We start from the raw sequence: 20,511 nt of genomic DNA on the forward strand, positions 1-20,511 counted from the left end.
AAATGAAACAGAGTATTTTATAATTTCAATGTAAAATATGTTCATAAGGTGATTCGAGGGAATTTGCTTAAATAATATAGAAATTAATGAAAATTTATTAGATAAAAATTAATTGTGTGGAGGAGATTTCAATATGGATAATAAAATGTTTTGTTTTCAATGTCAAGAAGCAGCAGGATGTACAGGATGTACTGTAAAAGGTGTGTGTGGTAAGACTCCAGACCTTGCTAAAATGCAGGATTTATTAATATACGTGACTAGAGGGTTATCAGAAGTTGCAACAAAAGCTAGAGAAGAAGGTATCGTTGTATCACAAGCTATTAATACTACAGTAACAATGAATCTTTTCACTACTATAACTAATGCTAACTTTGATAAAGAAGTATTTTATGGAAGAGTAAAAGATACTTTAAAAATAAAAGAAGAATTATTAGGAAAATTAGCTAACAAAGAAAGCTTAAGTGCAGCTGCGTTATATAATGCAGAAACAAGAGAAGAAATGGAAGCTAAAGCAGAGACTGTTGGTGTATTAGCTACTGAAAATGAAGACATCAGAAGTTTAAGAGAACTTATTACTTATGGATTAAAAGGTTTATCTGCATACATGAAACATGCAAATGCTTTAGGATATGAAGATGAAAATATATGTGCATTCATGCAAAAAGCATTATCATTAACTGCTGATAACAACGTAACAATAGATGAATATATAGCATTAACTTTGGAAACAGGAAAAGTTGGTGTTGATGGAATGGCTTTATTAGATAAAGCTAATACAGAAAGTTATGGTAATCCAGAAATAACAAAAGTAAATATCGGAGTTGGAACAAATCCAGGAATATTAATTTCAGGACATGACTTAAAAGATTTAGAACAATTATTAATTCAAACAGAAGGAACAGGAGTAGATGTTTATACTCACTCAGAAATGTTACCAGCTCATTATTATCCACATTTAAAGAAATACTCACACTTAGTAGGTAACTACGGAAACGCATGGTGGAAACAACCAGAAGAATTCGAAAGCTTTAATGGACCAATACTTATGACTACAAACTGTATAGTTCCTCCAAGAGATAGCTATAAGGGTAGATTATATACTACTGGTGCATCAGGATATGAAGGTTGTACTCATATAGCTGCTGACGAAAACGGAAAGAAGGATTTCTCAGCAATTATTGAACAAGCTAAAAAATGTGCGGCTCCAACTCAAATTGAAGAAGGAGAAATAATTGGTGGATTTGCTCACAACCAAGTATTAGCATTAGCTGATAAAGTAGTTGACGCAGTAAAAACTGGAGCAATTAAGAAATTCTTCGTTATGGCAGGATGCGATGGTAGACAAAAAGCTAGATCATACTACACAGATTTTGCTGCAGCGCTTCCAAAGGATACTGTTATCTTAACAGCTGGGTGTGCAAAATATAAATATAACAAATTAGATTTAGGAGATATTGGTGGAATTCCAAGAGTTTTAGATGCAGGACAATGTAATGATTCATATTCATTAGCAGTAATTGCACTAAAATTAAAAGAAGTATTTGGTCTTGAAGATATAAATGAATTACCAATAGCATTTAACATTGCTTGGTATGAACAAAAAGCTGTAATAGTTTTATTATCTCTATTACACTTAGGAGTAAAAAACATTCACTTAGGACCAACTCTTCCAGCATTCCTTTCACCAAATGTAGCTAATGTTCTAGTAGAGAACTTCGGTATAGGTGGAATTACAAATGTTGAAGATGATATGGAAATGTTCTTAAGATAAATTAACACAGGATAAATGATGGAAGAAGATAGCTAGTATAAAATTAGTTATCTTCTTCCTTTTTAGTTAGAATACAACAAGATGGAGAGATAATATTGTACTGTCGAAAAATATTTAAAAATAAAGTTGGACTGAAAACGTATTTATAAAAATAAATATATTTACATCAATAATATATAGATATATAATCTGTATGTTGTAATAGCAGGTAATAGAAAAGAAGGAGAAAATCCTTTTTATTACCTGTTAAATAAATTTGAAATTGCATAATAATTTTTACAATACGGGGGAAGAATTATGTTAAAAAAAATTCAATCATTATTGATTGGAAGAGCTCTTAAAACTAACGAATTAGCTGAAGAAAAATTTAGTGTTCTTTGGGGATTGCCAATATTATCAAGCGATGCTATTTCATCGGTAGCTTATGCAAGTGAAGAAATACTATTAGTCCTTATACCTATTCTTGGTATGCGCGCATATGGATCGATGATAGAAATAGCAATAGCAATTACAGTTTTATTAGGAATAATAGTGTTTTCATATAGACAAATAATCGATAATTTTCCTCATGGGGGCGGATCGTATATTGTTGCAAGCGAAAATATAGGTAAGCTTCCAGGATTGGTGGCAGCGTCATCATTGATAATTGATTATTTGCTAACTGTTGCAGTTAGTACCTGTGCAGGAGCAGCTGCAATAACATCAGCAATTCCAGCATTGTTGCCGTATCAACCGTTAATAGCTATTTTTGTAATAGGGTTAATAACATTAGGGAATCTTAGAGGAATAAGGGATTCATCTAAGTTATTTGGAATACCAACATATTTATTTATATTATCAATAATAATAATGATAGTAACAGGAGTATTCAAAGTATTAGTATTGAAAGAAACTCCGGAGCAATTATACGTAGTTCCACAAGCTGCTGGAGATTTGACTTTGTTATTATTCCTAAAGGCCTTTTCTTCGGGATGTACTGCATTGACAGGTATCGAAGCGGTAAGTGATGGAATACCTAATTTTAAAAATCCAGCCCAGAAGAATGCAAAAATAGTATTAGGAACATTAGCTTGTATTGTTTTTACTATATTTGGTGGGATATCATATCTCTCAACAATGTACAAAGCAGTTCCAGGTCAAGATATTACAGTAATAGCACAAATAGCAATCCAAGTTTTTGGACAAAATAGCTTAATGTTTTTTATAGTACAAGCTACGACAGCTATTATTCTTACACTTGCAGCTAATACTGCATTCTCAGACTTGCCTCTACTGTTATCAATATTGGCTAAGGATGGATATGTTCCAAGACAACTTGGGAAAAGGGGAACTAGATTAAGTTTTTCAAATGGAATAGTATTGTTGTTTCTAGTATCTTCACTTTTAGTTTATATTGCAGATGGTAGTACCCATATGTTGTTATCTCTATATGCAGTTGGTGTATTTATATCATTCACACTATCACAATTTGGAATGTTTAGAAAATGGACTAAGAGCAAGGAAGGGCATTGGAGACATAAAGCTTTTATAAATGGTTTAGGGGCAGCTGTTACAGCAGCGACATGCATAATAATAGGTGTAGAGAAGTTTAAGCATGGAGCATGGATTGTGCTTGTATGTATACCGATACTCGTGACAGGAATGTTAAGAGTTAGAAGACACTATACTAAGGTTAGAGAAAACTTAAAAATAGAAACAGGTTTAGAGAGTTTAATTGTAAGAGAAGCCATAACTAAACATGTTATTGTACCAGTTCAAACAATTAATAAATCTTTCATAAAGAGTTTAAATTGTGCTTTAACTCTTGGTGAGAACATAGAAGTTTATCATGTTAGTACAGATGAAGAAGTAACAAAGAAGCTAATAGAAAAGTATAATAAGCTTGGGATAGCAGCGCAATTAGTTATAGAAAATGCGCCATACAGAAATGTTAATGAGAAACTTTTAGCGTATGTGGAAGAAAAACATAAGCAGTTAAAGAAACATGAAGTAATAACAATAGTAATGCCTCAATTTATCATACATAAATGGTGGCATCAGACACTTCATAATCAAACATCAATACTCTTAAGAAGATCTATACTTAAGATGAGAAATGTAGTTATTGTAACTGTGCCTTATATAATTAATGAATAGGATTATATAATATAGAAAGGAGAGTATCTCAAAAATATTTGAGATACTCTCCTTATTTCCAGAGAAATATAATATTTAAAGCTAAATATAGAAAGTACAAATAAAAGTTAAACTTAAAAAGTATGATCTTACTTTGTGTTACTATTTATCAGAGAAGTCTAAATCAACTTTATCTAAAGGAATAACTTTAGTCTTATTCTTTATTTTATAACCCACGTATAAGATCAAGAATAATGGAAGTCCTATATAAGCTGCAATTAATCCATTCCAATCAATTGCCTCAGGAGTAATGTATGAATATCCTTGACCTATTATTATAATGATACACATTAATAATGCTAATATTGGACCAAATGGATATAAACTAGCTTTATATTTTAACTCATTTAAATCTCTTCCTTGATAAATATATGCTTTTCTAAATCTATAGTGGCATATTGCTATACCTACCCAAGCTATAAATCCAGCAAGACCAGATGCTGCAACTAGCCAAACATAAACAGTACTCTCTGCATATAGACCTGTTAAAAAGCAAGCAGAAGCTATTAATGTAGTTAGAAGCACGGCATTTATAGGTACACCTCTATTATTTGTTTTAGCAAAAGCTTTAGGAGCCATACCTTCTTTAGCCATTGCATAAAGCATTCTACTTGACGCATACATACCAGAGTTACCGGCAGATAATACAGAAGTTAATATGATTGCATTAATCAATGAAGCAGCGCCCGCAATACCAGCTTTTTCAAATACCATTGTAAATGGGCTTGTATCAAGTCCAGCTTCAGTAAATGGTATTATTGCTCCAAGGACAATAATTGTACCTAGGTAAAATATTAATATTCTCCAAAATATTGATTTTATAGCTTTAGGAATATTTTTCTCAGAATCTTCACTTTCACCTGCAGCAATTCCAATAAGTTCAGTACCTTGAAATGAAAAACCTGCAATTAAGAAAATTGAAAATATTGATTTAATTCCTCCGTGGAAAGGTCCATCTTCAATGGTGAAGTTATGAAATCCAACTTTATCTCCACCCATTATTCCTACAATCATTAAAACACCAATCACTATGAATATAAGAACGGTAATAACTTTAATCCCAGCAAACCAGTATTCTGATTCACCATATGCCTTAGATGATAGAACATTTAGTCCTACTATAATTACTAAAAATAAAATACTCCAATATAGGGCATTTACATCTGGGAACCAGTATTTCATCAACAGAGCACCAGCAACCATTTCGGCTGCAATTGTTATAGCCCAGTTGTACCAGTAGTTCCAACCAAGGGCAAATCCAAGAGCTGGATCAATAAATTTATTAGCATATGAGCTAAATGAACCAGATATTGGCATATGAGTTGCCATTTCTCCTAAGCTTGTCATTAAAAAGTATACCATGATACCTACTAGTGCATAAGCTACTAATGCGCCACCAGGACCAGCTTGGTGGAGAGTATCACCCATTGCAAGGAATATACCGGTACCAATAGATCCGCCTATGGCTATCATGTTTAAGTGTCTTGCTTTTAAACTTCTCTTTAATTCGTGATTTTCTTCACTCATTTTTCTATCCTCCATTATGGTTTTAAATTTCCATAAGCAAGTAACTAAGATAATATAAAAATTAAAACAATAAAAAAAGCCATGAGAGCATACTCATGACATAAATACGAAAGTTACACATTTTAAAAATATGACGAATATCGACATTTACATTAAAAATAGCTCTCCACAAAATAAGTTGTGGCAGTCTTGTATATATTTTACACAAGCCCAGCAAATAGTATTAAAGCAATCAACCATTTACTTCGGCGAAAGTTCCTTTCTTATTACTTCAATGAGCTTACCTCCATAATAATACTCTTAAATTTCGCGCCTCTATCTTAGTTATTTACCTATTAAGTTATATGTAATTATGTAATAAAATGAGGAATAAGTCAATATAAAATATTTAACAATTTATAAAAATGCATAGAAAATGACTAAAAAGTTTGCAGATTAAAAGCGACTATTTGAAATTATTTCAATAGTCGCTTTTTTAATATTTATAAATAAATATACTATCTTAGCAATGATTAGTGTTATATTTAAGCTTTTTATGCAAGTCGGCACTATAGCAAGATTATATATTTAAAATGACATTTTTTATTCTAAATTTAATTTATTTTTTAATATATAGCTTGTTATTATGAAATAAACTATTATGAAGATTATATTAAATACTGTGATAGATATTAAAAATAAATTAATAGGCCAAAGAGATTCAACATTTCTTAGTAGATCAGGCAGTCTAGAGGATGAAAAAGCTATCCCAATAGATGATGATATTGCACCTGCAATTAAATTTAATACTATAAATGCCCCGAAAGATGAAAGAATTCTATGCTTACTAAATATATGCCCAATTGATATAGAAGCATAAATCATACTAATAAATTTTACAAACTGAAATACCATAGCAATTAATAATTCTATAATAATTACATAAATTTGTATTCCTATTTTAGCATAACCTTCTGAAAGAGCCCTAAAAGTTTCAGAAAAGAATTGGCCAAAAGCTCTAGGGTCAAATGCCATAATAATTATTGAAAGTATGGCTACAATTCCACTTATTATAGTCCAAAAAGTAGCAATTGAAAGTTTGCTTGTAATGTTTGTGATAGTGCTCACTGGAAGGGTGTTCATTAAATATCCTTCATCACCAAGTAGATTTTTATAAAATCTTTGGATAATTATGAAAAAGGTAACTATGAATACAGCAGCCATAGTACATCCGTATCCAAAGATGCTTAGTATAAATGGGATTGAACCAAATCCTTGAAGTTTATGTGATAGACCAGTTCCGATAAAAACTTTATTAATGATAGCAAATGCTAATAATACTAAATAAAGTGGTATAAGGGTTCTGCCAGTTGCTTTTACCTCATACTTCATTAATTTTCCTAACATCTAAATACCTCCCTAAATAGAGCATCAACACTCTTGCCTTCATTTTCTCTTATTTCATCAACACTTTTAGTTAAGAATATATTCCCATATGATATAAATACTACATCATCTAATATTCTTTCAATGTCAGAAATAAGGTGAGTAGATATAATTATAGTGGCATTTTCATTGTAATTAGTGATTATTGTATTTAAAATATAATCTCTGGCAGCGGGATCAACACCTGCGATAGGTTCATCTAATAAATACAAATCGGCCTCTCTACTCATAACTAAAATGAGTTGTACTTTTTCTTTTGTACCCTTTGACATGGTTTTTAATTTATCATTGGGATTAATGTTAAGTTTCGATAACATATTGTAAGCTTTCTCAGGATTGAAATTATCGTAGAAGTCCTGAAAAAAATTAATGATGTCTGAAACTTTCATCCAGTCATTAAGATAAGTTCTTTCAGGAAGGTATGAAACAATCTTCTTTGTTTCAATTCCAGGTTTATTTCCTGATATTAATATTTCCCCACTTGATGGAGTTAAAAGACCGTTTGCTAACTTTATTAGTGTGCTTTTACCACTACCATTTGGACCTAAAAGTCCAACAATTCTACCACGATTAATTTTTAGATTTATCCCTTTCAATGCCTCAGTATTAGAATAAGTCTTAAATAAATTTCTACATTCTAAAATAGGGACATTATCCATATTGCTATTTGTAAAAGTAGACATTGTATCACTTTCGCTAGAGTTATACAATATTTTATTATCAGCATTACTCATTATTTCATCTCCTTTGATATAATTTCTATAAGTTGGATTGTCTCTTGATTGGTATAACCGATTTTCTCCATGTTGTAGAGAAATTTTTCAATTTGATCTCTTGCTAAACCATTTCTTATATTTTTAATCATATTAACGTCCTCCGTAATAAATCTGCCACTTGTTCTTTGAGAAAATACTAAACCAGTTCTCTCAAGTTCTGTTAATGCTTTTTGCATTGTATTAGGATTAACAGCTGCATCACCTGCCATATCTCTAACTGATGGCAATTTTTCGCCAGCTTTGTATATGCCAGAAACGATTCTAAGTTGTATTTGTTCCATTAGCTGCATGTAAATTGGTCTATCGTCATTAAAATCCCATGACATAGTCTCACTCCTTCATAAATTGTACTACTGTATTGTTGTACTAAGTTGTTAATACAATAATACAACTATAACTTTTAGCTGTCAAGAAAAATAAAATGATTTTTTGTAGGTTAAATAAGGCAATGAAATCTGTTGAATATTAAAAATTGTGGTGTTATAATTATTTTCAATGGTGTATATACACCTGTAAAATTAATTAAAAGAGGTGTAAATAAACGTGGCGATGGATTTAGCAAAAGAAATATTAAAGTTAAAGAGAGAAAAGAATGCACTTATTCTTGCACACTATTACCAACCAGGAATTATACAAGACTTAGCAGATTATGTAGGAGATTCTTATTATTTAAGTGAAATAGCTAGAGATTGCAAAGAGGAAGTTATAATGTTTTGCGGGGTTAGATTTATGGCAGAGAGTGCAAAAATTTTATCACCGAATAAGACTGTTTTAATGCCGTGTCCTAGTGCAGGATGTTCTATGGCAGATATGGCAAGCGGCAAGGCTTTATTAGAACTAAAGGAAAAACATCCAGATGCCTATGTAGTTTGTTATATAAATTCAACGTGTAATGTGAAAGCTCATTGTGATGTAGCTGTGACATCTTCAAGTGCATTAAAAATATTAAAGAAGATACCTAATAAAAAGATTATGTTTTTACCTGATAGGAACCTAGGTGAATATATATCAGAGTTTTTCCCAGAAAAAGAGTTCATACTATGGGATGGATTTTGTAGGTGTCATAATAAGGTAAGCAGAGAAGATATATTGATTGAAAAAGAAAAACATAGAAATGCAAAAGTATTAGTACATCCTGAATGCACAAAGGAAATCAGAGATATTGCAGATTATATAGGGAGCACAAGTGGGATAATAGATTATGCAACTAGAGATGAAGGAACCGAGTTTATAATAGCGACAGAAGAAGGAATTTTACATGAATTAAAGAAAAGGAATCCTAATAAAAATTTCTTTATACCAGGAGATAGAATATGTTGCCAAGACATGAAAAAGACAACCCTTGAAAATTTATATGATGCCTTATTGAATATGAAAAATGAAATGATTCTAGAAGAAAATGTTAGAAAAAAGGCGTTAAGATCGTTAGAAAATATGCATTTACTTGCATCGCAAGATGTTAGAAGTAATTAGGAAAAATATGAATAAGTTTGTTGATGTTCTAATAATAGGTTCAGGGGTATCAGGTCTTTATTGTGGATTAAATTTAAGGAAAGATTTAAATGTCTTGATTGTATGTAAAGATAAGATTACTTGCAGTAATACTTATCTGGCACAAGGAGGAATATCTGTTGCAAAAGGTGTTGAGGATATTCCACTATATATAGAGGATACTTTAAAAGCAGGAAGATACAAAAATGATTTGGAGGCTGTTGAAACTTTAATTAATGAATCTATGGTTAACATAGAATTATTAATTGAAATGGGACTTGCTTTTGATAGAAATGAAGATGGAAGTTTAAACTTTACAAAAGAAGGCGCTCATTCTGTAAATAGGATAGTTCATACAAAGGATAATACAGGAGAAAGTACTGCAAAAATTTTAATTGATAAAGTGAAAAAGAGAGAAAATATAAGTGTTTATGAAAATACTCATTTTGTAGATATTATAGAAAAAGAAAATAAGTGTATTGGAGCCTTGTTAATAAGAGAAGGTGAGCAAATAAATGTTTATGCAAAAGCTGTTGTATTGGCAACTGGAGGCATAGGTGGATTATTTAATAATTCAACTAATCAGAGAATATTGACAGGAGATGGAATAGCATCAGCAATAAGACACAATATAGAATTAAAGGATATGAATTATATTCAAATTCACCCGACAGCATTTTATGAAGAAGGTGAAAATAAGAGGAAATTTTTAATATCAGAATCTCTAAGAGGGGAAGGTGGAATTCTTACAAATATAAAAGGGGAAAGATTCATAAATGAGCTTTTGCCGAGGGATGTGGTATCAGAAGCAGTATATAATCAGATAAAAGAGACAGAAGTACCTTATGTAAATTTAGATATAAGGTTTTTGGGAAAAGACTATATAATAAATAGATTTTCAACTATTTATGAGGAATGCTTAAAAAGAGGAACAGATATAACAAAGGAATGTATTAAAGTTTCTCCAGCTCAGCATTTTTTTATGGGAGGAATAAAAGTAGATTTGGATTCTAAAACATCTATGAAAAACCTATATGCGGTTGGAGAGACAAGCTGTACAGGAGTACATGGTGCTAACAGACTCGCAAGTAATTCATTACTTGAAGGACTTGTATTTTCAAGAAGAGCTGCAATATCAATTAACAACATTGTGGATTATTTGGAAATTAAAGTTTTTCCTGTGGAAAGATTAGAAAAATCATGGGACGAATTACAAGAAGAAAATAAAGAGATAACTGTTAGAACTATAAAAGAAAAGGGGGGAAAGTTAGATGATAAATTATTTAGTTATAGATAAAATAATAAAAGATGCACTTATTGAAGAGTGTCCAAACGAGGACATAACCACAAATTCAATCATAGGAGAGGAAAGTATCTCTACAGTAGAATTGATTTGCAAGGAGGAAGGCATAGTTGCGGGCCTTGAAGTATTTAAAAGAGTATTTGATTTATTAGGAAATGTGGAGATTGAATTTTATAAGCGTGATGGAGATAATGTACATGTAAAAGACAGAATTGCTTTTCTAAAAGGTAATACAAGAAGCTTATTAGTTGGGGAAAGGATTGCACTAAATTTACTTCAAAGGATGAGTGGAATAGCTACATTGACGAATAGATTTATACAAGAAATAAAACACACAAAGGCAAAATTATTAGATACAAGAAAAACAACACCAAATTTAAGGATATTAGAGAAATATTCTGTAAAGATTGGGGGCGGATGTAATCACAGATTTAATTTATCTGATGGTGTAATGATTAAAGACAATCATATTAGTGCGGCTGGCGGAATAAAAAAAGCTATAGAGCTAACGAGAAAAAATTCTTCATTTGTTAGAAAAATAGAGGTAGAAACTGAAAATTTAGAAATGGTGCAGGAAGCACTATTAGCAGGCGCAGATATAATAATGCTTGATAATATGGGTTTAGAGATAGCTAAAGAGGCAGTTGAAATAATAGGAAAAAGAGCCCTAATAGAATTCTCAGGAAATGTTGAACTAAATAATATTAAAGAAATAGCTGAAATAGGTGTTGATTACATATCTGTAGGAGCATTAACACACTCAGCTAAAATATTGGACTTTAGTTTAAAAAACTTAACATTGTTAGAAAATTAAAAACTGATAATTAATATTTCTGTATCAAATGAAACGGATTTAATACGAACATTCTATTATAATAATTCTATAAGTTGATTGATTTATCTAAATTCTATATTTCAATTACTAGTGTATGGTCAAAGTTTAATGATTAGTGAATTTAAATGAGTGTGAAATTTAGGAGGAGAATTTTATGATAAGAAGAGTTATTAAAATAGATGAAGAGAAATGTAACGGATGTGGTGTTTGTGCAAGTGCCTGTCATGAAGGAGCTATAGGTATAGTAGATGGAAAGGCAAAATTATTAAGGGATGACTATTGTGACGGGCTTGGAGACTGTCTTCCTTCATGTGCAACTAATGCTATTTCTTTCGAAGAGAGAGAAGCAGCTGCTTATGATGAAGAAGCTGTAAAGATAAACATGGAGAAAAGAAATACGGAGCAAAAGAAATTAGAGTCAAACAAAAATCAAACAATTCAATTTGGATGCCCAGGTGCACAATCTAGAATGTTAAAACATAAGAAGATTGAAGTGAGAGAGGCGAGAACTGAAGGTGAGATAGTATCACAATTGAATCAATGGCCTGTGCAAATTAAACTTGTCTCTCCAAATGCATTATATTTTAACAATGCTAATTTACTTATAGCAGCAGATTGTACAGCCTATGCATATGGAGATTTTCATAATAAGTTCATTAGGAATAAAATTACATTAATAGGATGTCCAAAACTAGATGAGGTAGATTATTCAGAAAAACTAACGACAATTTTGAAGATGAATGATATAAAAAGTGTTACTGTTGTAAGAATGGAAGTTCCATGTTGTGGTGGAATAGAAAATGCTGTGAAAAATGCATTAAAGGCAAGTGATAAAATGATTCCTTGGCAAGTTGTAACTATTTCGACTAATGGAGAAATTATTGAATAAAAATATAAATAGAATAAGGGTATATTTGCATATATAAAAAGTTTTATATGCAGATATGCCCTATAAATTTATAAAAATGATTATTTAAGGGTATACTTAAATTAGAAATGGGAATTTATACAGATAAGTAAAAAATTATATATTCATTAAGGTGAAATAGAGGATATTATTGCTAATGTGTAGAATACTATAATATCGAGATATTTAAGGGGGAGTATATATGAATAAAAGGAAAGTGTTAATACCAATAGACGGAACAGAAAGAAGTATGCATTCTTTAGAATTTGTAAAAGAAATATTTCCCGATAAAGATTCAATTGAAATTATAATAATGAATGTTAAAGAATTAGTACTGATAAATGAAATGATAGTTGCTGATGAAATAAAATTTGCACAAGAATTGGGTGAAGAAATATTACAAGCGGCTAAAGAAAAAATGAAAGATTATAATACAGAAACTTATTTTACTTTTGGATATCCAGGAGATGAAATAATAAAGAAAGCAAATGAAGAAAATATAGGAGTAATAGTTATGACTAAATCTACTAAAAGAGGTTTAAATAGAATGATTGGGTCAGTAACTACTAATGTTGTCAAACGTGCTAAATGTATTGTAATGATAGTGCCTAATGATTTTTCAATTAGTATTAAATAAGCAAGTTAATCAGTAGGTTTGAAAATTAGAATTTTATAGGCTATCTTAAAAATTACATTTTAAGGTAGTCTTTATTTTTGAATATAGAATTTTACTATGTATAATGATATAATAAAGCGAAACTTATTTGTTATAATATAAGTATTTATGGAACATTAAGTTAAAGATTTATATTAAATAATAATTTTAAGGTGGAATTTATTTTAACCTAAATTAATACATGCGGTTAGTTCATAATTTTCAGATAAGGGATGAGAATTTTGAATTGATATAAATTATATAAAAATTATTTTGTTATATTTAAGGAGTAAGAAATGAGAGCAGTTTATAGAAATCCAAGAGAATTAGCAACATGTTTAAAGGACATTGTGGATACATATTATGATGATTTAATTTCATATGAAAAGATGGAAGAAAGAATTATGAAAATTGTTGATGCTAATAGAGAAGCTATATATAAAGAAAAAAATATGTCAGTTAAGATAGCTAATGTCTTAGGAGATAAAAGAGTAGATGTAATTAATAAAGTAGTTGAAAGTAAAACTAAGTCAGAAGTTTAATGAGTTTTGCGGTTTAGGAGTGAATTTGGAATGGGTAAGAAAATAATATTAACAGGAGATAGACCAACAGGTAAATTACATATAGGACACTATATAGGTTCTTTAAAAAATAGAGTTGTACTTCAAGAATCAGGCTTATATGAAAGTTTTATAATGATTGCAGATCAGCAGGCTTTAACAGACAATGCAAGAAATCCTGAAAAGATAAGAAATAGTTTAACGGAAGTTGCACTTGATTATTTAGCAGTTGGAATTGATCCAAGCAAATCAAATATATTTGTACAATCACAGATACCAGAACTAAATGAATTAACAATGCATTACTTAAATCTTGTTACTTTATCAAGGTTAGAAAGAAATCCAACAGTTAAGCAAGAAATAAAACAGAAAAATTTTGAAAATAGCATTCCGGCAGGTTTTCTTATTTATCCAGTAAGTCAAGCGGCTGATATTACAGCATTTAAAGCAGACACAGTACCAGTTGGAGAAGATCAACTTCCTATGATTGAGCAAACAAGGGAAATCGTTAGAAGTTTTAACTCTATATATGGAGAGGTGCTAGTTGAGCCAGAAGCAGTACTTCCAAGTTCTAATGCGGGAAGATTGCCTGGAACGGATGGAAAAGCTAAAATGAGTAAATCAATAGGAAATTGTATATATTTATCTGATGATGCTGATACAATTAAGAAAAAAGTAATGTCAATGTATACAGACCCTAATCATATAAGAGTAGAAGATCCAGGGCAAGTAGAGGGAAATACTGTATTTACTTATCTAGATGTATTTGCAACTGATAAAAATGCTGTTGAAGAAATGAAAGAGCATTATAAACGTGGTGGTCTTGGTGATGTAAAAGTAAAAAAATATTTAAATGAAATTTTACAGGCTGAATTGGAACCAATAAGAAATAGAAGAATTGAGTTTGAAAAAGATATAGATGCAGTATATAAAATGCTAAAGGATGGTAGCAACAAGGCTAGAGAAGTGGCAGCAAATACTCTTAGAGAAGTTCGAGGAGCAATAGGTATAGAATATTTTACTGAAAAATAATAAAGTAAATTCATTAGAGGGGGAATTCAAAATGAAAGCTATTGGAATATTAAATTATCCAGTAGAAGATGTGTTCCATATTTTTATAAAAAATGCAAAGAAAGATTTTTCGGATTTTAACGAAGAAGATGCGACAGGATGTAAGATTCAAAAGAGTATAAATACTGGTAGGCCTAATCCAGTAGAATGTACAGTTGAAATAACTGGATATGCAAAAAATGAAAAATATCAAATTACTACCTCAACTGATTTTACAACATGTGTATCCACATATAACTTCAAAGGGCAAAAAGATGGCACAACTAAATTAGTATTTGAAGAAGAACAGTCAACAGATAAATTTTTTGGATATATGTCATTATGGATTCAAAGATTTATGGCTAGGCGCGCCTTTAAGGCAAAATACAATAATATTGTGGAGGCTCTCAATAATGAATTGAAGACATATGCTAATAATAAAGAACGAAGCAAGCCTAAAAATAAATAATAAAAATACAGGGTTGTAAAAGCAATCCTGTATTTTTATTTTATTAAAAAATATTAAACCCAATTACCATTATTAAAAATTTTAATTTCTTCACCAGCTGGTGTAATACCAGTTATATTTGTATCTTTAGTTCCTATCATAAAATCAACATGTATCAACGATACATTTGAGCCAGATAGTATTGATTCTTCTCTTGTCATTTTTTCTCCGTTCTTTATGCAGCAAGGGTATGAAGAACCAAGAGCTAAATGGCATGAAGCATTTTCGTCATATAATGTATTATAAAAAATTATATTTGAATTTGAAATTGGAGAATTATATGGAACTAAGGCAACCTCACCTAAATATCTTGAACCTTCGTCTGTATTAAGAAGCTCGGTTAAAATATCTAATCCAGTTTCGGCAGAACAAGCTACAACTTTACCATTTTTAAATGTTAATGAAAAATTGTTTATTAAATTTCCACAATAGCTCAAAGGTTTTGAACTAAAAACAATTCCGTTTACGTCATCCAATTTAGGGGTAGTATAAACTTCTTCTGTAGGCATATTGGCAATAAATTTCAGACCATCTTGAGTAATATCCTCACCCCCACACCAAATATGATCTTGAACTAATCCTATTTTTAAATCAGTTCCAAGAGAATTTGTAAAACGAAGATATTTAAATTTATAGGAATTTAATTCTAATACCTTATCATGAAGAAGGTTAGTGTGCTTATTCCATGCATCTATAGGATCGGATTCTTTAAGTCTCATAACAGTAAAAATTGCATCCCATAATTTTTCAATTGCTTCACATGAGTTGGATTCACTAAAGACTTTTTTTGCCCAGTTTTCAGTTGGAATTGAAACTATGCACCAAGCATTTTTGTTGGAAGTACATGCGCTATGATATTTCTCTAAGGCTGTACGTCTGCCTTTTTGGTATGCCGATATTTTATCCGAATCTACATCTTTGAAAATATCTGGATCAGATGCGGAAATACTCAAAAATGCTGCATTATTTTCTACGTAATAGTCATATTTATCTTTTTCAAATTTTGGCGTAATAGAAAGAATTTCTTTTGAAGAATTATTAAATCGTATCTTATTGAATTTTTCATCATTATAATTTATAACTACATCAGAAGCACCAGCTTTATAGGCTTCATCTGCAAGTAGTCTTGCAAAGTTACTACACTCAATAGGGCTATTTATAACTAAAAGTCCATCTTTTTGTATATTTACACCTTTGATAATAGCAAGTTTAGCATATTTAGATAAAAGATTATCTAACAATTATATCACCTCATTACATAGTGGATTTTAATAACACTGGTTAATTTAAAATACTTTGAATTTAGAATTACAATCTATAATTAACATTATAACAATTTTTACAAGCTATCTACTATAGTAAAATAAAGAATATACAAAATAAGAATTATTACTAATAATTATGGAAATAATATGAGATAAATTCATTACACAACAAGATACATGTATACTTTAAGTTATACAATATAGTATAATGAGTTTAAATAATGACTTGAAGTAGATAATAATATTTCTAGTTGAGTAAATTTTTATGTTAAATTTCAGGAGGTTTTTAATGAAAAAATTATTGATTTTAGACTCAAATTCACTTATGAATAGGGCTTTTTATGCTTTGCCTCCTCTTACAAATAGTGATGGAATAAATACTAATGCCATTTATGGTTTTATAAATATGCTACTTAAAATGAAGGAGGAAATTAATCCTGATAGTATAATTGCTACTTTTGATTTGAAAGCACCAACTTTTAGACATAAAGAGTATTCTGATTATAAAGCAGGTAGGAATAAGATGCCGCCAGAACTTGCGGAACAATTTCCAATTATTAAAGAACTGTTTAAGTTAATGGGAATTAAGATATTTGAAGTAGAAGGCTTTGAGGCAGATGATTTGATTGGAACAGTATCAAAATTCGCTGAGGACAATAATACAGAAGTATTTGTAGTTACAGGAGATCGTGATGCTCTTCAACTAGCATCAGAAAAAACTAAAATTATAATTACTAAGAAAGGTGTCAGTGAAACTGCTGTTTATGATAAAAAAAGCTTTATGGATGAATTTGAAGTGACTCCAGAGCAATTTATAGATGTAAAAGGATTAATGGGAGATAAGTCAGATAATATACCAGGCGTTCCAGGAGTAGGAGAAAAGACTGCTTTTAAGCTTATAAAGGAATATGGATCTGTTGAAGAAGTTCTTAAAAATATAGATAAAATTTCTGGGAAAAAACTTAAGGAAAATTTAGAAAATAATGTTGAACAAGCAATATTTTCTAAGAAATTAGCTACAATTATGAGAGAAGTTCCAATCGAATTAAATTTGGAAGATATAAATTCTAGCAATAAAGAAAATATATTAGAAATTAAGAAGATGCTTATTAAACTTGAGATGAAGTCAATACTATCTAAATTTAATGATGATACAGCTCATGAAGAATCTAATATTGAAGTGAGAAATATTACTACAATTGAAGATATAAAAGCATTATTTTCAGAGATGAGAAATAGAATTTATATAGATTATACTTTAACTGATGCATCTAGATATTCTAAATTAAAACTTGAATATTTAATATTCGGGGAAGAAAATAAAGGTACTATTATAAATTTCAAAGACATAAGTTCTAAGGATAGTGAAGAAGCTTTAAAAGTTTTGAAAAATCTTATGGAAGATGATAATGTTAAAAAAGTTATTCATGATGGAAAAAACTTTGTTACATTTTTAAATAAAAATGAAATTGAAATAAAGGGATTTGATTTTGATACTGCGATAGCAGCTTATTTAATTGATTCATCAAAGAGTAAATACGAAATTCTAGAGCTTGTTAACCATTATATTGGTGATAATCCTAACAGCGAAGATAGCAATATTAAAGGAATTCTTTGCAGTTACTTACCTATGGTTTATGAAAAATTAAAAGAAAATCTTCATAAGGAAAATATGGATCAACTTTATTACGAAGTGGAGCATCCATTAATTTATGTGCTTTCATCCATGGAGAGTATTGGATTTAACATAAATCAAGGTATGTTAGATGAGTTACAGACTAAGTTTAAAAAAGAAATTGATAAGACACAAAAAGAAATATATGAATTAGCGGATGAGGAATTTAATATTAGTTCTCCTAAGCAACTAGGAAAAATATTATTTGAAAAATTGGATTTACCAGTTATTAAGAAAACAAAAACTGGATATTCAACTAATCAAGAAGTTCTAGAGAAGCTAATGAATAAGCATGATATAATACCTAAAATAATGTATTATAGGCAAATTACAAAGATAAATTCTACATATGTAGAAGGTTTAAAAAATGTAGTTGATGAAGATGGTCGTATTCATTCTAACTTTAATCAAACTGTAACTACAACGGGAAGACTATCTAGCACAGAACCTAATTTGCAAAATATTCCTATAAAGTATGAAATGGGCAGAGAGATAAGAAAGGTATTTATACCAATGGAAGAAACTGACATACTGGTTTCATGTGATTATTCTCAAATAGAATTAAGGGTATTGGCTCATATTGCTGGAGATGAAAATATGATAGATGCATTTGAGCATCATAGTGATATTCATACAAAAACGGCTTCGGAAGTATTTAAAGTTCCAGTAGGGGAGGTTACTTCTCTTATGAGAAGTAGAGCAAAAGCAGTTAATTTTGGAATAGTTTATGGAATAAGTGCATTTAGTCTTGCAGAAGATTTAAAGATCACAAAGAAAGAAGCAGAAGAATACATGGCTATATATTTAGAAAGATATCCTAAGATTAAAGAATATCTGGAAAATGTTGTGGAAGAAGCTAAAGAAAAGGGATATGTATTAACAATTTTAAATAGAAGAAGATTTATTCCAGAGATAAAATCTTCAAATAAGATAGTTAAGGCTTTAGGTGATAGATTGGCAATGAATGCACCAATTCAAGGAAGCGCAGCTGATATAATAAAGCTTGCGATGGTGAATGTTTATAATAAATTAAATGAAAAAGAATTAAAAAGTGAATTAATCCTTCAAGTACACGATGAACTTATTTTAAATGTAAAAAAAGACGAATTTGAAGAAGTTAAAAATTTAGTTGCTTATGAAATGGAAAATGCAATTAAGTTAAAGGTAGCACTTGATGTGGATGTTAATTTTGGAGATACATGGTACGATGCCAAATAATGTATTATGGAATTAAAAAAAGGTGGTTTTTATAAAATGGTTAAAATTGGTTTAACAGGTGGAATCGGCACCGGAAAAAGCACTGTATCAAATATTTTAAGTAAAGAAGGACTAAAAATAATAGATGCAGATGCTATAGCTAAAGAAGTACTTGAAAATAATCCAAAGATATTAGAAATGGTTCGGGCACAATTTGGAGCAGGTTTCTTTGACTGGAGAGGTGAATTTAGAAGGAAAGAATTTGGAAACCACATATTCAGATTTCCTAAACAAAGAATCAAATATGAAAGTATAATTATGCCCTATATTAAACAATCAATTGAAGAAAAGATAAAATTGTATGAACAAAAGAATGAGAAAATAGTAATAATAGATGCTCCTACTTTAATTGAAAATAATATGCATGAGGAAATGGATTATATTGTACTTGTATATGCTGATAATTCAGTTCAAATTCAAAGAGTTATGAATAGAGATAAATTAACTAAAGTTGAAACTGTTAGTAGAATAAATTCTCAAATGTCTATGGAAGAAAAGAAAGAGTTTGCGAATATTATTATTGACAATAATACTGATTTAATTGAATTGCAGAAGCAAGTTTATGATTTTATTGATTTTATAAAACTAATATGCTAAGTAAGGAGAATATAATGAAGTTTCTAAGAAAAACCTTTTGTGCAATAGTATTCTTAGTAGTAATCGTAGCAGCAATTGGCATAGGTTCGAGATATATTATAAAAGAAAAGTTTTTTCCTTATAAGTACCAGCAGTATGTTGATATGTACAGTTCACAGTATAATCTAGATCCATTGCTAGTACTAGCAGTTATAAAAACTGAAAGTAAATTTGATGATGATGCGCATTCACATAAAAATGCTGTAGGTCTGATGCAAATAACGGTTGATACTGGACAATGGGCAGCGAAAGAAATGGGATATAATACATTCTCTAAAGAAGACCTATATAATGAAGAATATAATATTAAAATGGGATGCTGGTATCTTAGGCGTTTGAATGATACTTTTGATAAAGATATGGATTTAACAATTGCGGCATATAACGCAGGACCAACTAATGTACAATCATGGCTTGATAATAGAAAATACTCTTCAGATGGAAAAAGTGTGGATTATATACCTTTTGGAGAAACAAAAAAATATGTTGATAAGGTAAACACATATTATCATATATATCAATATCTTTATGATAAAAAAGACGATTATTTTGAGGCAGATAAGGTAGTTGATCTGATGAAAAGTTTCCTAAATGTACATTTTTTAAGTTAATTATTAGTCTTTGCCTAATAATTAACTTAAATATTTTATGAAAATTACTTGAATTTTAAATAAGAATAGATTATCATTAAATGA

The 20,511-nt window shown here is 29.9% G+C and carries 18 protein-coding genes and 1 riboswitch; of the genes, 13 read left to right on the plus strand and 5 right to left on the minus strand.

The annotated features are described in order from the left end of the window. Nucleotides 1-133: 133 nt before the first annotated feature. Together hcp and PZA12_RS04605 are read left to right on the plus strand one after the other, a co-directional pair. The gene (hcp, locus tag PZA12_RS04600; protein ID WP_077842897.1) at nt 134-1,771 is read left to right on the plus strand and encodes a hydroxylamine reductase; all 1,638 of its coding nucleotides are present in this window, start codon (nt 134-136) and stop codon (nt 1,769-1,771) included. 297 nt (nt 1,772-2,068) lie between these two features. Further along, nucleotides 2,069-3,907, plus strand: a complete 1,839-nt coding sequence (locus PZA12_RS04605; RefSeq protein ID WP_078116591.1) for an APC family permease — start codon at nt 2,069-2,071, stop codon at nt 3,905-3,907. 141 nt (nt 3,908-4,048) lie between these two features. Here PZA12_RS04605 and PZA12_RS04610 read toward each other — a convergent pair whose 3' ends face one another. From PZA12_RS04610 to PZA12_RS04625, 4 genes are all read right to left on the minus strand, one after another. Next, nucleotides 4,049-5,473 carry an amino acid permease gene (locus tag PZA12_RS04610; RefSeq protein WP_078116590.1) on the minus strand — a complete coding sequence of 475 codons (1,425 nt, stop codon included), beginning with the start codon at nt 5,471-5,473 and terminating at the stop codon, nt 4,049-4,051. Between the two features lie 151 nt (nt 5,474-5,624). Next, a riboswitch (Lysine riboswitch) is annotated at nt 5,625-5,799 on the minus strand. Nucleotides 5,800-6,055: 256 nt separating this feature from the next. Further along, complete coding sequence (locus PZA12_RS04615; RefSeq protein WP_077842894.1) at nt 6,056-6,859, minus strand: ABC transporter permease; 804 nt, start codon at nt 6,857-6,859, stop codon at nt 6,056-6,058. Further along, nucleotides 6,853-7,557 (minus strand): ABC transporter ATP-binding protein, encoded by a 705-nt coding sequence (locus PZA12_RS04620; protein ID WP_171773633.1) that lies wholly within the window; start codon nt 7,555-7,557, stop codon nt 6,853-6,855. Before PZA12_RS04620 ends, PZA12_RS04615 begins: the two co-directional genes overlap by 7 nt. Nucleotides 7,558-7,631: 74 nt before the next feature. Further along, a complete protein-coding gene (locus tag PZA12_RS04625) occupies nt 7,632-8,000 on the minus strand; it encodes a GntR family transcriptional regulator (RefSeq protein ID WP_077842892.1) in 369 nt (122 codons plus the stop codon). A gap of 223 nt (nt 8,001-8,223) precedes the next feature. Between PZA12_RS04625 and nadA the strand changes: the two genes are divergently transcribed. The 8 genes from nadA to PZA12_RS04665 all read left to right on the plus strand — a co-directional run bounded on the left by nadA (nt 8,224) and on the right by PZA12_RS04665 (nt 14,944). Next, on the plus strand, nt 8,224-9,147 hold the full coding sequence (gene nadA, locus PZA12_RS04630; RefSeq protein WP_077842911.1) for a quinolinate synthase NadA: 924 nt from the start codon (nt 8,224-8,226) through the stop codon (nt 9,145-9,147). A gap of 7 nt (nt 9,148-9,154) precedes the next feature. Further along, nucleotides 9,155-10,462 carry an L-aspartate oxidase gene (locus PZA12_RS04635; protein ID WP_078116589.1) on the plus strand — a complete coding sequence of 436 codons (1,308 nt, stop codon included), beginning with the start codon at nt 9,155-9,157 and terminating at the stop codon, nt 10,460-10,462. Then, nucleotides 10,437-11,282, plus strand: coding sequence for a carboxylating nicotinate-nucleotide diphosphorylase (gene nadC, locus PZA12_RS04640; RefSeq protein WP_103698783.1), 846 nt, complete (start codon nt 10,437-10,439; stop codon nt 11,280-11,282). The genes PZA12_RS04635 and nadC overlap by 26 nt, the downstream gene beginning before the upstream one ends. A 175-nt stretch (nt 11,283-11,457) precedes the next feature. Further along, nucleotides 11,458-12,192 (plus strand): ATP-binding protein, encoded by a 735-nt coding sequence (locus PZA12_RS04645; protein ID WP_078116587.1) that lies wholly within the window; start codon nt 11,458-11,460, stop codon nt 12,190-12,192. A gap of 220 nt (nt 12,193-12,412) precedes the next feature. Then, nucleotides 12,413-12,847 carry a universal stress protein gene (locus tag PZA12_RS04650; protein WP_077842888.1) on the plus strand — a complete coding sequence of 145 codons (435 nt, stop codon included), beginning with the start codon at nt 12,413-12,415 and terminating at the stop codon, nt 12,845-12,847. 314 nt (nt 12,848-13,161) lie between these two features. Beyond that, the gene (locus PZA12_RS04655; protein WP_011968141.1) at nt 13,162-13,407 is read left to right on the plus strand and encodes a TIGR04540 family protein; all 246 of its coding nucleotides are present in this window, start codon (nt 13,162-13,164) and stop codon (nt 13,405-13,407) included. Between the two features lie 30 nt (nt 13,408-13,437). Beyond that, the gene (gene trpS, locus PZA12_RS04660; RefSeq protein ID WP_078116586.1) at nt 13,438-14,457 is read left to right on the plus strand and encodes a tryptophan--tRNA ligase; all 1,020 of its coding nucleotides are present in this window, start codon (nt 13,438-13,440) and stop codon (nt 14,455-14,457) included. Nucleotides 14,458-14,488: 31 nt separating this feature from the next. Next, nucleotides 14,489-14,944, plus strand: coding sequence for a DUF3284 domain-containing protein (locus tag PZA12_RS04665; RefSeq protein WP_011968143.1), 456 nt, complete (start codon nt 14,489-14,491; stop codon nt 14,942-14,944). A 53-nt stretch (nt 14,945-14,997) separates the two neighbouring features. Here the strand turns inward: PZA12_RS04665 and PZA12_RS04670 are convergent, their stop codons facing one another. Next, nucleotides 14,998-16,224: an aminopeptidase gene (locus PZA12_RS04670; protein WP_078116585.1), complete on the minus strand. Its 1,227-nt coding sequence runs from the start codon at nt 16,222-16,224 to the stop codon at nt 14,998-15,000. A gap of 313 nt (nt 16,225-16,537) precedes the next feature. Between PZA12_RS04670 and polA the strand changes: the two genes are divergently transcribed. From polA to PZA12_RS04685, 3 genes are read left to right on the plus strand one after another with little or no spacing between them, the layout of a single operon-like run. Beyond that, nucleotides 16,538-19,141 (plus strand): DNA polymerase I, encoded by a 2,604-nt coding sequence (gene polA, locus PZA12_RS04675; RefSeq protein WP_078116584.1) that lies wholly within the window; start codon nt 16,538-16,540, stop codon nt 19,139-19,141. 36 nt (nt 19,142-19,177) lie between these two features. Beyond that, on the plus strand, nt 19,178-19,777 hold the full coding sequence (gene coaE / locus PZA12_RS04680; protein ID WP_077838056.1) for a dephospho-CoA kinase: 600 nt from the start codon (nt 19,178-19,180) through the stop codon (nt 19,775-19,777). Nucleotides 19,778-19,791: 14 nt separating this feature from the next. Then, nucleotides 19,792-20,427 carry a lytic transglycosylase domain-containing protein gene (locus tag PZA12_RS04685; RefSeq protein ID WP_011968147.1) on the plus strand — a complete coding sequence of 212 codons (636 nt, stop codon included), beginning with the start codon at nt 19,792-19,794 and terminating at the stop codon, nt 20,425-20,427. Nucleotides 20,428-20,511 lie beyond the last annotated feature (84 nt).

Origin of the sequence: Clostridium beijerinckii, from assembly GCF_036699995.1 — a bacterium.
GTDB classification, from domain to species: domain Bacteria; phylum Bacillota; class Clostridia; order Clostridiales; family Clostridiaceae; genus Clostridium; species Clostridium helianthi.